This window comes from Desulfosarcina widdelii, from assembly GCF_009688965.1.
In the GTDB taxonomy this organism is placed as follows: Bacteria; Desulfobacterota; Desulfobacteria; order Desulfobacterales; family Desulfosarcinaceae; genus Desulfosarcina; species Desulfosarcina widdelii.
This window is the reverse complement of sequence record NZ_AP021875.1, coordinates 1226318-1241775: the sequence shown is the minus strand read 5'-3', so window position 1 is coordinate 1241775 and position 15458 is coordinate 1226318. Positions and strand designations below refer to the sequence as shown.

The following is a 15458-nucleotide window of genomic DNA, read 5'->3' as shown; positions in this document are numbered from 1 at the left end:
TTAAAAAAAACGGTGACGCTTTTTGCGGTTACAATGCAAGAGCCTTGATTTGAACGGATTCGTCGGAGTATGAAAGGAATGTCCCCCATGTGTAACAAGCCAAGGTTAATTAAAGATGCCCTATAGGGAGAAACTTTTCCTTACGCTTGACGAGGCTGTGGCCGCCATTGCCAGTGACTTTTCCCAGTACCCCGATCAACTGAAACTTCTGGCCTCCCTGGTCCCACTGGTTTTTGGCGATGACGCCTATCTGATACAAGAGCCAAATCGTCAAAGGGTCTGGTTAAAATCATCCAGTCTGAAAAAACCGTTGCCACTGCCTGTCGACCGACTTGGTGAATTCATCCTCAAGCAGCTTGACCGGCAGCTTCCACTTCCGGAGCAGATGGCCAAAATATGCGCCCGGGTATTCCAGACCCCTGTGAAGCCTGGTCGGAGCAAGGAAGGTCGATCTTTGCCGGGCTTATGGATCCAAACCGGGATGGACGATTTTATCTGCCTCCAGTGCGGCCGCTGCTGCCGAAAACTGGCCTACAAGGACGGTTGCACCGTAGCCGACTACCGGCGTTGGGTTGAATTGGGGCGCACCGATATCCTCAAATGGGTAGGTACGACTAAGCAGGACGGCTTGGTTACGGCCTGCCGGATCTGGATGGTTCCCGGAACCAATCGGTATGCGGAAACCTGCCCCTGGTTGAAACGCGGTGACGTCCCGAACAGATATATCTGCACGATCCACGACGTTCGACCCGCCATCTGCCGCCAATATCCAGGCACCCGCAAGCATGCCCGTATGACAGGATGCCAAGGGGTCTGAAACAGGAAGCAAAGTCAGATTCCCCGGCGTCGCTCGATGTCCATGGGTTTAGGGCCCTTCTTTTTGGGCCTCTTGCTTGTCCGGTTGTGCTTTTTAAAGGGTTTGTTGTGGTTTCGACGGATTGCGTCATTTACCAAATTATCGTATGTAGTATGCACGATGTTGACCTGAACCGGAGAATGCTGATTCATGACCGCAAGTGCTACCGCCAGCGCCAGTCTTCGCCCCGAATTTCAAAACTGCAATAATTGCCAGACCCGATGGGAAACCGTATATGCGTTTATGCGGGATCCGACTGTCGAACTGGTTGGATACATGCCCACTTTCGATGAACTGACCAACGGCCTGCTACTGTTCAACCACCGCTGTGGAACGACATTGGCATGTGTTGTCGGACAGTTCGAACATCTCTATGATGGGCCGAGATACGAGAGCAATCGTCACGGTAATGACGACTGCCCCGGATATTGCCTGAATAAAACGGATTTTACGCCCTGTCCGCAGAAATGCAGCTGCGCCTTTATCCGAGAACTTTTACAGATTGTCGCCCGATGGCCCAAAGTTCGGCCTTTCTGACGCATCTTTATCGATACTTTCCTCTTCTGGTAATGGAGACTGAGATGACCGACGGTACCTTCGAAAAAGTCCAAAGATCCGACACGCCCATGTACGGCCCCGAAAAGCTGCTGCTGTGCGGGTTTCCCGCTGAGGCCCAGTCCAAATTCGCCGCTGTGCTCGAAATGGCCGGCCTTGCAAAAACCCCAGTTGTCTGGGCCAATCACGAGAATGCCGGTGAAACCCTGTCCACTTTGCTCCAGCTTTCCGATGGCACCGGCAGCGGCCGCGATTCAAGGCTTTCACGCGCCGTGATCGTCTCCGGCATTACCGAAAACCAGCTTCATTCCCTGATGGCCGTCTGCCGCAAGTCTGGTATGAAGCAGGCCCTGTGGGCCGCATTGACCCCGACTTCCGAAACCTGGACCCTGGACGGACTCCTGAACGAACTGAATAAAGAGAGAAAAGCGCTTTCAGGAAAAAAGAGGGGATGAAACCGGGGCGTTGTCGATTACAGCCGCCACTTTGTCCGGAATCGCCCGTTTTTGAAAAGAAATCCGTTTTACCATTTAGGTTGTCGCTGACATCTGCCGAAACAGTACCTATGGAATATCCGATTACCCTTCAATGGAAACTGCCGCCCGGCCCTTTGCGAAAGGATGCGCCGAAGCATGGAGTCCGGTGAATTCAGAAGGCGGTATGAACGCAAACTATACGGCAGCGAGATAATCTTTTCGGCAAAAGGAAAAGCCTATGCCGGGACGCTGAAGGATATCAGTTTAGGCGGTGCTTTTGTGATGACCCAGGCAGTCAACCAGGTTGACAAGGGGGATGTGGCCATCCTGAGCATACCGTTTACCAGTGGCAAGAAAAGCGTCAAGCGCAAAGGCCGGATTTTGTGGACCAACAACGAAGGTTTCGCGATAGAATTCTTTTAACCCCCAACCGGCATCAGCTTCCCGCGAAGCCGTTCCAGCAAACCCACCGCCTCTTTCATTTTGGCCCGTGCCCTGTCGATGTCCCCAATAAAGGCCTTTTGGTGGATAAAGCCAGCATAGATGGCAATGAACCGGTCGTCGTAGCCGATTTCGTCGATGGTAGCCGTCAATGCCTTGACGTTCAAAGTCAGGTAGTCGTCCAGCATGTCGGGTCGGATGTACGCCAATATCGACAGTTGCTCCCAGCGGTGATGGATTCGGACCGAGGCGTCCTGAATATAGAGCCCGACTTTTTGAACGTAACCCAATTGGCGGTCGTCCGGGTCGAACAGCAATCCCCGTTCAAGGAATTTCATATCCTTATAAATCTGATCCAGGTCATGCCAGGTAAGATAGAGGGCCTCGATATCCGGTGTCAGGTCGGCAATGAGCTGGTCAGTGGGTTTTGCTGAGGGATCGGATCGAATCGCCCGGTTGGGTCCTGTACAGGACGCGAGCAACAGGAATAGTAAGAACATTCCTGTAAAATGGAGATTCTTTAAAATTTTGATGGTCAACTGACGACGCCTCCCGGAGGACACTGGATAACTGATTTTTAGTTTTTTCCGGCATCACCGGGCAGGCGTTCACTCAGCGTTGACCACCCGGTGCAATTTCTGGCTGAATTCAACCATTTCGTAAGGTTTGGCCACGACTTCACGAAACCCGTAATCGGCATAATTGGCGACGACGGGATTTTCGGAATACCCGCTGGAGACAATCGCCTTTACCAATGGGTCGATCTCCTTAAGCCGCCGGATTGTATCCTCACCGCCCATGCCGCCTTTGATGGTCAGATCCAGAATGACGGCATCGTAGGGCGCCGAAGAGGAAAGGGCCGCTTTGTATTTACGAAGAGCCGTCTCGCCTTCTTCGGCGGAATCGACCTCATAACCCAGATGTTTGAGCATATTGCTGGCCAGTTCCAGGATCATGACCTCATCGTCCATGACCAGGATCTTGCCGCGACCGGTGATCGCTTTGCCCGGTTGCACCGAAGGTGTTGGTTTCTTTTTCGGCGGTTCGGCTTTCACAAGGTCATCCGAAGCGGGAAGCAGGATGTGAAAGGTGCTTCCCTTGCCTACTCGTGAGTAGACCGTAATTTCTCCGCCATGTTTGGCGATGATGGAATGCGAAATGGAAAGGCCCAAACCGGTGCCTTTTTGTTCGCCTTTGGCCTTGGTCGAAAAATAAGGATCGAAGATTTTGTCGATGTTTTCGACGGGAATGCCGACGCCATGATCCTCGATGGCAATGTGGACATAGTTACCGGGGGGCAGGGTGGTGTTTGGGCTGTCCAGGATTGTGTTTTCGAAACTGATTTTGACGGTTCCACCCGATGGCATGGATTCTGCTGCATTGATCATCAGGTTGTGGACGGCCTGGCCGATTTGCTGTGCATCGACATGCGCGGGCCAGATCTCCGAAGCGGGCACCATTTCGCAGCGAATGTTGGAGCCGCTGAAAGAAAACGCAGCGGTGTTTTCGACCAGCCGGACGATATCCGTGGGGGATTTTGTCGGCAGCCCGCCCTTTGAAAAGGTGATCAATGTGCGTGTCAGAGTTTTTGCGATTCGCGATGCTGCCAGGGCGTTTTCGATCAGATGGGAGACCTCGGTGTCGGTATCCATGGTTTCCAGGGCCAGCGAAAGATTGCCCATGATGGCGGTAAGCAAGTTGTTGTAGTCGTGCGCGATGCCACCGGAAAGGGCAGCGATGGATTCCAGTTGGCGCAACTGCTGCTTCAGATCATTATGGTGTGTGGGGGCAGGTGTTATCGTATTCATAAATAAGGAAGTTCCAAGCGAAAAATTGAGACGTATGGTTTCGACGACAAGGAGCGTTTCATTAATTTATCGGTCTGCAATTCGGGAACTTAAGAAACGTGATGTCCTTTTATTTATTTTAGAAAATGTGCATTTTGACTGGCATGTCAATTCAAATATAATGGCCATGCTGCAAAGGACTTGATTGTCGTAGGAATCGGCCTAAAGTGCCGGCTGATAACAACCGATAAAGAAATAGAGTGAATGGGTAAGAAGAGGCCATACTGGTCCGATTGGATGCTGCCGACGTTCCGTTCATTCATTTTGCATACGGGAGCCGAACGATGAGTGGAATAGACACCATTTTAAACAATTCCTTGAACGCGATCAATAATTCAGGGCTGTTCGAAGAAAAGGACGCTACCTCGATTTTCGACGCGCTCTCGAACCAGCAAGAGGGGATGGAAAATCTTTCCAACCAGTTCTTGCAGACCGGTATCGACCAGTATCTGAACGAAGAATACGAGAAAGCGGCCAAATCGTTCGAAGCCGCCATTAACCTGGCCCCGTATTCGGATTACAATATCGAATCTTCCAAATACCTGGTACAGACCTACCTGAAGCTTGAAGAAACCGACAAGGCCATCGAAACTTACCAGGCGGCCATCCAGCGCAATCCGAACGATGATACGCTGCGGTCGTCGTTAGGACAGCTTTTTTATTCCGAAGAACGCTACGATGAGGCTGCCAAACAATACCGGGATGCAGTCCAGGTGAACCCCAGTGCCACCAATCGCTACTCCTATGGCGAAGCGCTGATAAAAGTTGGCAACTACGGTGAAGCGGAATACCAGTTCAATCAGGTGAAACGGCTCGATCCGGAGAGCTATGCCGGCGATTACGGACTGGGAAAAATGTACGCCCAGGACGAGCAGTACGATAGAGCCATCGAGCACTTTGAGCGGGCGCTCAAACTCCAACCCGATTTTTATGATGCCATGGCCGAGATCGGATTTACCTATGCTGACATGGGCGAGATCGAGAAGGCCAGGGGGATTGAGGCGGATCTTGGCGATCTGGACAAAGACCTGGCCGCCACGCTCAAGTATTACATCAACGAAGAGGAACCGCCCCAAATCGCTTTCGCTTTAGCGAACAGTTCATTTCCATACACCGCTACCAAAGGCTATCTGGTCTCAAACATCGATTCCTATCTGGAAAATGCCGGTGCCGAAAAATCGATGACCATGGAATTTTTGTTTACCAAAGATATGGATCGAGCTTCGGTGGAAAATATTTTTAACTGGTCCATTTCAAGGGCCTCGAGTAACAATATTGCCGAGACCTACAATTTCGGTGACACGATTCCGGAGACGGAGGTCTCGCTCAATCCCTATCCCGATTATGTTCTCTACGATGAGGACACGTTGACGGCCACGGTGGGTTTTACCATTCGCCAAAACGAAACCGCCGACGGCACCATCGATCCATCGCACATCGTTTTCAAGTTTGACGGCGAGGATATTTATGGCGTACCGATGGATGAAAATGGTGATGAATTCAGCGGGTTTTCCCGAACCGGCTGATGTGTGAATTCCTTCTTGACCTGCTTGAAACACATGTATAATGACAGCTCTTTAGAAGAGCCTTTTCTGGCTATTTAGTACACGTTATGGTTCTAATTCCCTAACAAAAAAATCGATAAATGCCGTACAGGGCCTCGGATCGAAGAGAGCATCTTCGGATTTGCCGGAGAGCACCTCCAGGGACGAGAAATATTATCTTGACAACACAAATAGACTGTGGTCAATTAAAACCATCCATTAAGTGTATGGTTAAACGAGTCTGATCGATCAATACCCCTACAGAGCGCCTACGCAACCTGCTCAGACAGTTCTCGGGAAAAGCGTGCACTTCAAATCCTTTTCGCTTTGATTCAAGTTTGTCCGAACGGCAAGCAGATGATAAATGCTTCCCCGCTGAAATATCTGAACCCCACCAAGCAGTTACGGCTTTTATCCGTATTGTACTGTATTTACGAAAATCCGAGTGGCAGCCAGCATAAAATCGCATCGAGAACGGATTTGAGCAGTACGATGGTGAATAATTACATCAAGTGGCTCAAACAGGAAGGCGTCGTCACCGTATCCGGGAAAACGAATCGCACCCAACAATATCATCTATCGGAGAAAGGCCATGTCATGCTCCGACAGTCGTTGCTGGACTACTCTGCTGAGATTGTGAGGCTATATGGCACAGCCAAAAAAGAAATATCCAACATTCTGGATGGCTTCTATAGAGAAGGCATTCGGACCGTCGTTCTATTCGGCGCGGCAGAAACCGCTGAAATCGTATATGCGGCCGCGAAACGAACCGGCTTAGCGATCATCGGTATCGTAGACAGTGACGAGGACAAGCAGGGCCGGATCTTCAATGGTCAGGAAATTAAGGCACCCCAAGATATCAGTGGGATAGAACCAGATGCCGTCGTCATTACATCGTTCGGCAGGCAGGAAGAGATATATCAACAAGTCCGGTCGATTGTAAATAATTCGACTCAGGTGAAAAGACTCTCGGATATTTAAAAGGCATACGTGAAACCATTCAATCCAAACAATTGGCACATTGATATCAAACCCGCTGAGATATCTATCGGGCAACGCAAAGTGGGGGGCGGGCATCCTGCCTATATCGTAGCCGAGGTGGGCATCAACCATAATGGATCGCTGCAAACAGCCCTGGCGCTTGTCGATGCCGCTGTTGAAGCGGGTTGCGATGCCGTCAAATTCCAGAAACGATTCCCGGATCAATGTGTACCCAGGACTCAGCGTGACGTCATACGTGAAACTCCCTGGGGAAAGATGAGTTATCTTGAGTATCGGCATCGAGTTGAATTTTCGATCGATGAATATGACAGCATTGACAGCCATTGCAAACAGAAAGGTATTTCTTGGTTCGCATCTTGCTGGGATGAAGCCTCTGTCGATTTCATAAAGCGTTACGCACCGGATTGCTATAAAGTCGCTTCAGCTAGTCTTACCGCCTATCCACTGTTGGAAAGTATCTGCGCCCAGGGAAAGCCCGTAATCCTGTCAACCGGGATGTCGACCATGGATGAAATTCGGAAGGCAATTTCGATTTTTGACAGGCGTTCTTTGGTTATCGTGCATACAACCAGCGATTATAATGGAGACCCTGCAAAGCTTAATCTCAAGGTAATTAATCGTTTTAAACAGGAATTCGATCTCGTTGTAGGCTATTCCGGCCATGAAAAGGGTATCACCCCAACCTTGGCGGCTGTTGCACTAGGGGCCAGTTATGTAGAGCGCCATATCACCTTGGATCGAAGCATGTGGGGGAGTGATCAAGCCATTTCTTTAGAGCCCCATGAACTACAAACCATGGTCGATCATATTCGTCTAGTGGAGCAAGCCATGGGAGACGGAGTTAAGCGAGTGTACGAAAGTGAAAAACGGGTTCAGGCTAGACTGAGAAATCACGTAAACCGTATGTGCGAAGGTCACCAGAAATAAGGCGTCGTTCCGAGTGGTGAACGCAACAGAAGGAGATGCGGCAAACGGGGACGATATCGTGCCAGTGGTTAGTAAAGCTTTTTAGGGCACTGGCGCCAAATAAATCATCCATTAAATGGATGGACGGTCAAATGGCCGCTTTGTTATTTATCAGCGACCAACAACAATATCTGCAGAAGACAGACAAGATCTTTCGATATGTAATCGAAAAAGCGGAGCTATGAATTTTTCCAGCAGTACTGAAGATAACGGGTTGCAGAAATTTGCCTATGTCACCCTTGTGGCCCGGGATAAATATGTGGACGGCGCAGTCTGCATGTACAAATCCCTGAGAGACAAGACGCGCTTCCCGCTGATTGCCATGACCTGTGAGCTTTCCGAAGACGGAGAAAAGAAACTTGTCGATGCTGGCATCATCTGTCGGCCGGTCGAAAAAATCGTGTCGGTCAAGGCAGGGATCGGGGACAACGCCCCTCGTTTGAATGATTTTACCTACACCTATACCAAGTTTCATGTTTTCGGTTACGACGAATTCGAGAGAGTCATCTATCTGGACAGCGATCTGATCGTCGTTAAAAGCATCGACCATCTTTTTTCTGAGATTGGCGAGGACTTCGCAGCCTGTGCCTGCACCCCCTACTGGGAGGACCGGTTCAACAGCGGTATGATGGTCATCCGTCCAGACAAAACCGTTTTCGAGGATATCATGGCTCAAAAGGACACTTTGTACACCTACGATGGAGGCGATCAGGGGTTTTTGAACTCCTATTTTAAAGATTGGAAGAAACTGGACATCAAATATAACGCCGGAAAGCGCATCTACAGCGAAACGCCTGAGCATTGGGGCAGGATCGACCACCATGTGATCCATTTTGTGGGCGGAAAACCGTGGCTGGGTGGTGAAAAGGGGTATGAGGACTTGGAAAAATTATGGTTCGAGTATTACGAGAAGTGGTGATGGGGGCAAATGTGGGAACAACAGCCTCGTAAAACTGACTGCGAGACACTTTGTGCATGCGGCACGCTTTTGAGATGTTAACCAGTTTTTCAGCAAGTTGTAGCAAGGTGAGTCGTTTGTGTGCTAATTTTTCAGATGTGGTCATTGTGTCCTCCTTGTGGTGATAATTGTTCGGCAAAACAACTATAACCGAGAGGACGACCGTGCGTCACTCCCCAGCCCCTAAAGGCTGGGGGAGACGATTACCTCAAATTGTCAGGGATGTTCTTAACTTTTCCATTTGAATGGAAATGCAAATCCGTGAGGAACTGATGAATTCAACTGTTCAATGGTCCAGGCGGGGCGGCAATATAATCTTCCTGATTTCGCTGCCGAGATCCGGCTCAACGATGCTTCAGAAGATTATAGGCGGGCATCCTGATATTGCGACGCTGCCGGAGCCGTGGATCATGCTTCACCTGGCCTATCTTCTAAAATCAACCGGTATTATAACCGAATATGACGCTGCTCTGGCCCGGGAAGCTACTGCCGGATTCCTTTCGCATATAGGAGCCTCTGATGAACTGCTTGTTGAAGGGATTCGTGCCCAGGCCAGTGTTTTGTATGAGCGGGCGCTTGCGTTTCATGGGAAAAAGATATTTCTCGACAAAACACCCAGGTACTACAATATCATCCCGGAACTGGACCGCATTTTCCCGAAGGCTAGATTCATAATTCTCCTTCGAAACCCGCTTGCAGCAATGACTTCTGCGCTGTCTACATGGTTCGATAAGGATCTTGAAAAATTCAGTCAAGACGAAAACTATACTCTGGATATGTTGACTGGCCCGGAGAAACTCTTCGTCGGTATTAGGTTGCTCGGCAAGAAAGCGGTTACCCTTCGATATGAAGAGTTGGTAGCCGCGCCAGATTCGGTTCTTAAAAGACTTTTCATAAAACTGGGGTTAGCTTATCCTGAAAACAGGGGTAAGCAATTGGTGCACAAACTTCCAAGCAGCAGGTTCGGCGATCAAAGCATTTCTAATGAGCGCTGGGAGTTTAGAACATGTGTGGCGGAGAAATGGCGGGAGATATTGGACACGCCAGCGCTGAAAAATTTTTTCAAACAGTATCTGCAGAATATTGGCCCGGAATTAATTGAAAGTCTTGGATATTCATATGATGATCTGATCGAAGCGGTCTGTGCCTGATGGAGAATAAAGGTAAAATATGTATTTTACATATAGGGGGACCCAAAACCGGATCCACGTCATTACAGAAATTCCTTTTTAAAAACCGTGCCAATCTGAACCGTGAGGGATGGGCGTATCCGGACGTCAACATCAGAGGATATGGCCACCACGACCTGGCCTTTCTCTTGGGCGGTGGATATCCGCAGTGGGCTTCAAAACTAACGCTTTCCTTGGAAGATATTTCCAGGTCGCTGGTTGACTGCTTGAAAACGAAGTCCCGCGTGATAATCAGCAGTGAAAATTTTTACCTGCTGCCGGACCCTGAACGCCTTGCCGGGCTGATTGATATGGCGGGATTCTCGCCGGGTTCAATAAAGGTGGTTGTTTATATCAGGCGCCAGGATGAAGCACATGTGTCCTGGTACAATCAGGCGGTAAAGGCACAGGGATATACAGGGACAATTTTGGAAAGTGTTGATGAGAACCGTCTGCTGTGGAACTATGCAGCTCGTCTTGACGATTGGGCCAAGGTGTTTGGTCATGCCCACCTGATTGTGAGACCTTACCAGGATGGAGACTTGGCTGGAGGAGATACCCGGCACGATTTCCTTCAGATAGTTGGATTGTCACCGGAGAAATTTGAATGGACGGCTGAACCGGTTAACACGCGAATTAATCGTGACCTTCTCGAGTTCCAGAGAATCCTGAATGGACTTCCCGTTTCAACTGAGAAGAAGCGGTTGTTTCATAAAAAGTTCATTGAGTTGAGCCGGTTGACGGAAGGCACCGAGTTGTTCAGCCAGGCACCTTTGATGACTGAAAAGCAGAGGTATGAAGTCTTTTGCAGCTATGAGGCATCAAACAGCAGGGTTGCGAGTAAATATCTCGGAAGGGACGTTCTGTTCAAATTTAAGCCAGATCCCTGCAAAGATGATCACGGGTATGATGGGCTGAAAATAGAAAAAATTGCCGCTATTATCGGGTGGCTCTTGATTCAGGACAAGGGGGAGGGAGAAGATGGCGGAAAAGTTCAACTATAAAATTCACCCTGAAAAATGCGCCCCTGATGATTTCTGGGGCCAGGTCAGGCGCACTGTAAATGGGGCGCCGGTGTCACCGGATCAGATCGATATGATCGTCAAGGCGATCAGCAAGGGGCTGAAGATCTGCGGAAGTGATGTCGTTCTGGACCTTTGCTGCGGGAACGGTGCTCTCAGTACATACATTTTCAGCAAATGCAGATCAGGTCTTGGTGTAGACTATTCCCCTCCGCTAATCGGAGTCGCAAATCAGAATTTTAAAAAGCCGGGCCATGAGTTTCTTATCGTAAAAGATGTGGTGGAATATGTTGCTGAAGAACATTCCCCGGAACGATTCAACAAGGCTTTATGTTACGGGGCGTTTCAGTACCTGAGAAGGGAATCGGCTTATGAGCTGCTTTTAAAGCTTCACGACACATTCTCCTCCCTTGAGCGTCTATTTGTCGGCAACCTTCCAGATAAAGATGAAATGCCCAGGTTTTATGAAAACAGGCGATACACGGCGGGTATTGAAAACGACCACAGCTCAGACATCGGCTTGTGGCGAACGAAATCGGAATTCAGTCTCCTGGCTCGGCAGACCGGGTGGTCCGTTGAATTTTCGAGCATGCCAAGGGAGTTTTACGCAGCCTACTACAGATACGATGCAATCCTTGCACCTGGAGAACAGCAGTGTACAAAAAGATAATCTGGTTGGCCGGGATGCCCCGATCCGGAACGAACTGGATATCTCAAATTTTCGCGTCATGCCCGGACGTTCGATTGAAATTATGTCCTCTTTTCTCATACGAATTTAAAAATGAGATGAATTCCGGCAGTACATCTGCCGAGTGGCGTGACTTTTTCAGGAGAGTATATAAGACACCTTCCGAATACATGGACCAGATCTATCTGCGGAAGCAGGGGCGGAATATTTTGCCGGAATTTAACGACAGACATCATTCTCCCCATAACCTCGTTATCAAATCGACTCGGTTTCATCATTTGAATGAATTTATAATTCAGAGAAATCCCGGCCTGTTTTTTGTCGGAATTGTCAGGCACCCTTGCGCAGCCTTACACTCATGGCTGGATAATCCGCTTGAATTTCCTGCCGACTGTGACCCCGTTCATCATTGGCGGTCAGGTGCCTGCAGAAAAACTTCTGAAGAAGAATTCTGGGGGTTTGAAGACTGGAAGCGTGTTGCTTCGGATTTTCTGGAATATGAAAAGAACTATCCAAACCGGTTCGTTGTCCTGAGCTATAATCAATTGGTGCAAAATCCGAAGCGTGTGATCAAGCCGATTTTCGAAAGAACAGGGCTTGCCTGGACAGAGCAGACCGGAAGCTTCCTGATTGAGTCGCAGAAAAGACACTGCGACCATAAGCGTTCTGTTTTTAAGGATAAAACCGTAATGAACCGGTGGGAACAGGCTTTGTCCAAAGATATAGCCCGTGAAATCCTGTCGGAGGTGCGTGGCACTCCCATGGAACGATTTTTATAGACGCCTGTGATGAAACAAAAAGTAGAAGATCTGGCGATTTTCGGCGGTGAACCTGTATTCACACAAGTTCGTCCCAGGGGCCAGCTTGACGCCGGTTCTCCCGCCACCTTTTTCAAATACGTTAAAGACAGTTTTCTGAACAGGAGGATTACAAACTTTGGTCCAAACGTACGTCTTTTAGAAAAAAAATTGTGTGAATATCATAACGTTGAATTTTGTGTGACTTTCTGCAATGCCTGTATCGCTACTTTAGCGCTTATCGAGGCATGCCTGCAGATCCGGAAGGGGAAAAACGTTATTATTCCGGCTTTTACATATGCGGGCCTTCCACATTTGCCAATATGGAACAATCTTACGCCTGTGTTCTGCGACAGTGATCTTGAAACACATACAATCGATATCGAAGCGATCAGACGGAGCGTCAATAGCGATACCGTAGCAATAATCGGTGTCCACCAAGTAAATAGCCCCTGCGCAATAAATGAGATTGAAGAAATAGCAGGAGAAAGACAAATTCCGCTTATTTTTGATGCTGTATACGGGGTTCACTGTACATATCATGGGAAAAGGATTGGAGGATTCGGGAATGCTGAAATTTTTTCTCTTCATGCCACCAAGCTTATCAATGGCTTTGAGGGGGGGTACATCACAACCAATGATCCCGGTTTGGCCAGAAAATTACATAAAATAAGCACATTTGGATTTGCTTCAAAAGATAAGATTTCGTGCTTCGGGCTGAATGGGAAATTAAATGAAATTCATGCAGCCTTGGCGCTGGCTTCTTTGGAAAAAGTTGAGGGCGTTGTTCAGCAAAATAAACACCGCTATGATTTGTATCGAGATTATTTTAAAGATATGACGGGATGCAGTATATTACAATACAGAGATGGGGCGCAGTATAATTATAGCTTCGTTATTTTCGAGGTTGATTCGGCCTGGCGGCTGTCAAGAGACGAAATCTGCCAGATATGCACAAAAGAAAACGCTTATGTGAAGCCTTATTATTCACTGCCGCTACACTTGTCGCATCAGATACCCATGATAAAGGATCGGCCTGCTCTGCCAAACACGGAACGACTGTCCAAAAGATTTGTGTCGATGCCTGTCGGTCGTTTCGTTGATGAAGAGACAATTCGGCGCATTGCTGATCTGTTTCGTTTCATAAAGGACAATGATGGAGAAATTTCAGAGAAATTATGACGGCGGACCATAAAAAAACAACGGACGACCTTGCGGTATTCGGGGGCGCGCCGCTGTTCAAGGACCACAAACATGTCGGTCAGATCAACCTCCCAGACTGGGAACACTTCAAGAAAGAATTCCAGGGAATATTTGACAGAGTTTTTTTTACCAATCATGGGCCCAAGGTGAATGAGCTTGAAGATCGCCTTGCAGATTTCTTGAAAGTAAAGCATATTGTATGCATGACCAATGGAACGATATCGCTCATGATGGCAGCCCGTTGCCTTGGGCTCCAGGGCGAAGTGATTGTTCCAGCCTTCACCTTCATCGCTACTGTTCAAACACTCGTATGGGCCGGTCTGAAACCTGTGTTTTGCGATGTCGATCCGGCCACGCATAATATTTCACCACAAAAGGCGGCACAGCTCATCAATTCGAATACATGTGCAATACTTGGCGTTCATTTGTGGGGTCGCCCATGCGATACGCGGCAACTGGAAACGCTGGCAAGCGAAAACAAGCTTGCTCTTTTTTTCGATGCAGCGCATGCTTTTGGGTGTTCCCATCGTGGTATTATGGTTGGCAACCATGGTGACGTTGAAGTGTTTTCCATGCATGCGACAAAGGTGCTCAATGCTGCCGAGGGAGGTTTTGCAGCAACCAACGATGACCTGATGGCCGATAAACTGAGAACTATGAGAAATTTTCATGCCAATGAAAGTTATACTCCCGTGCCGGTGAGGATCAATGGCAAGATGTCGGAAGCACAGGCCGTGATGGGATTGTTGAGCCTTGAGGACTTTCCGGCCAACCGCGAAAGGAACAAGGCCCTCTATTATGCATACAGCAGCAACCTTTCAGGTATCGAAGGGATCTCTCTCCCCGCAAGTTTCGACGAAAATGAACAAAACAATTACCAGTATCTGGTTGTCGATGTGGAGCCGGAAACATTCGGCCTGAATAGGGATGAAGTCGTGCGGATTCTTGAAACGGAGAATGTCTTGGCCAGAAGATATTTCATGCCCGGTGTGCATCGAACACTGCCATTCTCCAAACAATATGCCGAATGCATCGATAAGCTGCCTGCAACGGACTTTTTATGTGGCAGGCTTATGCAGCTTCCTGTAGGGCAATCCGTGTCCATTGAGGATGTGGCTCGACTATGTGAGTTTCTAAGATTTTGCGAGAAAAACGCGTCAAAGATACACAATCGGATTTCCGGGGTCAATTCATGAGACTTGGCATAATGCAGCCTTATTTTTTCCCTTATATAGGGTATTTTGAATTGATCAGCAGGGCGGATAGATGGGTTGTATTCGATGTCTGCCAGTATAAGCGGAAAAGCTGGATGAACCGGAATCGCATTTTGCGTCCGCCGAATTCAAACCGATCAGACACGAGCTGGCAGTATGTGCATGTGCCGGTTGAAAAGGCTCCGCGGGAAGCAAGAATTCAGGACATTCGCGTTAAAGATATTCCTTCCGCGCTGGATCTGATTTTAGCCCAGGTGGAGCACTATAAAAAAAGAGCACCATATTTCCACCATGTAAAAGCAATAGTTGAAGACGCGTTTCTAAAGTCCAGATCAAACTTGCTTGTGGATCTTAATATCTCAGCCCTTGCAGCTGTATGCCGTTACATCGGGTTGCCTTTTGAGTGGGAATTATGTTCAAAAATGGAGCTGGAGTTGGGGGGGATTGTTCATCCCGGACAGTGGGCGCTGGAAATTTCTCGGCAACTCGGCGCAGAGGCATATATCAATCCCCCCGGTGGCAGGGGTATCTTTCGACAGGAAGAATGGGATCTTGCCGGAATCGATTTGAAGTTTACCGAATTTTTTTCATTCAGATATAACTGCGATCCGTATAAATTTGAAGACGCCTTATCTATTATCGATGTCATGATGTGGAATGCTCCAGAGGAAATATTTAAAGCTATTTTTTCTAAACCCAGTATCTTAGGTGACTTGTAGG

At 48.5% G+C, this 15458-nt stretch carries 17 protein-coding genes; 15 read left to right on the top strand and 2 right to left on the bottom strand.

Annotation, left to right across the window (positions count from 1 at the left end; translation table 11 throughout):
• The first annotated feature begins 115 nt into the window (after positions 1-115).
• From GN111_RS05770 to GN111_RS05760, 4 genes are all read left to right on the top strand, one after another.
• Positions 116-817: a YkgJ family cysteine cluster protein gene (locus GN111_RS05770; RefSeq protein WP_155302842.1), complete on the top strand. Its 702-nt coding sequence runs from the start codon at positions 116-118 to the stop codon at positions 815-817.
• Between the two features lie 189 nt (positions 818-1006).
• A complete protein-coding gene (locus tag GN111_RS33320; RefSeq protein WP_170302151.1) occupies positions 1007-1393 on the top strand; it encodes a hypothetical protein in 387 nt (128 codons plus the stop codon).
• A 44-nt stretch (positions 1394-1437) separates the two neighbouring features.
• Positions 1438-1866, top strand: coding sequence for a DUF3783 domain-containing protein (locus GN111_RS05765; RefSeq protein ID WP_170302150.1), 429 nt, complete (start codon positions 1438-1440; stop codon positions 1864-1866).
• Positions 1867-2043: 177 nt separating this feature from the next.
• A complete protein-coding gene (locus GN111_RS05760; RefSeq protein WP_170302149.1) occupies positions 2044-2310 on the top strand; it encodes a PilZ domain-containing protein in 267 nt (88 codons plus the stop codon).
• Here GN111_RS05760 and GN111_RS05755 read toward each other — a convergent pair.
• Positions 2307-2867 (bottom strand): hypothetical protein, encoded by a 561-nt coding sequence (locus tag GN111_RS05755; protein ID WP_155302839.1) that lies wholly within the window; start codon positions 2865-2867, stop codon positions 2307-2309. The genes GN111_RS05760 and GN111_RS05755 overlap by 4 nt on opposite strands.
• 69 nt (positions 2868-2936) lie before the next feature.
• On the bottom strand, positions 2937-4136 hold the full coding sequence (locus tag GN111_RS05750; protein WP_155302838.1) for an ATP-binding protein: 1200 nt from the start codon (positions 4134-4136) through the stop codon (positions 2937-2939).
• A 323-nt stretch (positions 4137-4459) separates the two neighbouring features.
• Between GN111_RS05750 and GN111_RS05745 the strand changes: the two genes are divergently transcribed.
• The 11 genes from GN111_RS05745 to GN111_RS05695 all read left to right on the top strand — a co-directional run bounded on the left by GN111_RS05745 (position 4460) and on the right by GN111_RS05695 (position 15457).
• The gene (locus tag GN111_RS05745; protein ID WP_155302837.1) at positions 4460-5701 is read left to right on the top strand and encodes a tetratricopeptide repeat protein; all 1242 of its coding nucleotides are present in this window, start codon (positions 4460-4462) and stop codon (positions 5699-5701) included.
• Positions 5702-6076: 375 nt separating this feature from the next.
• The gene (locus GN111_RS05740; protein ID WP_155302836.1) at positions 6077-6700 is read left to right on the top strand and encodes a winged helix-turn-helix transcriptional regulator; all 624 of its coding nucleotides are present in this window, start codon (positions 6077-6079) and stop codon (positions 6698-6700) included.
• 9 nt (positions 6701-6709) lie between these two features.
• Positions 6710-7648 carry an N-acetylneuraminate synthase family protein gene (locus GN111_RS05735; RefSeq protein ID WP_197740499.1) on the top strand — a complete coding sequence of 313 codons (939 nt, stop codon included), beginning with the start codon at positions 6710-6712 and terminating at the stop codon, positions 7646-7648.
• 220 nt (positions 7649-7868) lie between these two features.
• Positions 7869-8606, top strand: a complete 738-nt coding sequence (locus tag GN111_RS05730) for a glycosyltransferase family 8 protein (protein ID WP_170302148.1) — start codon at positions 7869-7871, stop codon at positions 8604-8606.
• Between the two features lie 311 nt (positions 8607-8917).
• The gene (locus GN111_RS05725; RefSeq protein ID WP_170302147.1) at positions 8918-9796 is read left to right on the top strand and encodes a sulfotransferase family protein; all 879 of its coding nucleotides are present in this window, start codon (positions 8918-8920) and stop codon (positions 9794-9796) included.
• Complete coding sequence (locus GN111_RS05720; protein WP_155302833.1) at positions 9796-10818, top strand: hypothetical protein; 1023 nt, start codon at positions 9796-9798, stop codon at positions 10816-10818. The genes GN111_RS05725 and GN111_RS05720 overlap by 1 nt, the downstream gene beginning before the upstream one ends.
• Positions 10796-11506 carry a class I SAM-dependent methyltransferase gene (locus GN111_RS05715; protein WP_155302832.1) on the top strand — a complete coding sequence of 237 codons (711 nt, stop codon included), beginning with the start codon at positions 10796-10798 and terminating at the stop codon, positions 11504-11506. The genes GN111_RS05720 and GN111_RS05715 overlap by 23 nt, the downstream gene beginning before the upstream one ends.
• On the top strand, positions 11491-12303 hold the full coding sequence (locus GN111_RS05710) for a sulfotransferase family protein (protein WP_155302831.1): 813 nt from the start codon (positions 11491-11493) through the stop codon (positions 12301-12303). The genes GN111_RS05715 and GN111_RS05710 overlap by 16 nt, the downstream gene beginning before the upstream one ends.
• A 9-nt stretch (positions 12304-12312) precedes the next feature.
• Complete coding sequence (locus GN111_RS05705) at positions 12313-13503, top strand: DegT/DnrJ/EryC1/StrS family aminotransferase (RefSeq protein WP_155302830.1); 1191 nt, start codon at positions 12313-12315, stop codon at positions 13501-13503.
• On the top strand, positions 13500-14720 hold the full coding sequence (locus tag GN111_RS05700; RefSeq protein WP_155302829.1) for an aminotransferase class I/II-fold pyridoxal phosphate-dependent enzyme: 1221 nt from the start codon (positions 13500-13502) through the stop codon (positions 14718-14720). Before GN111_RS05705 ends, GN111_RS05700 begins: the two co-directional genes overlap by 4 nt.
• A complete protein-coding gene (locus tag GN111_RS05695) occupies positions 14717-15457 on the top strand; it encodes a WbqC family protein (RefSeq protein WP_155302828.1) in 741 nt (246 codons plus the stop codon). The genes GN111_RS05700 and GN111_RS05695 overlap by 4 nt, the downstream gene beginning before the upstream one ends.
• The last annotated feature ends 1 nt before the right edge of the window (position 15458 follow it).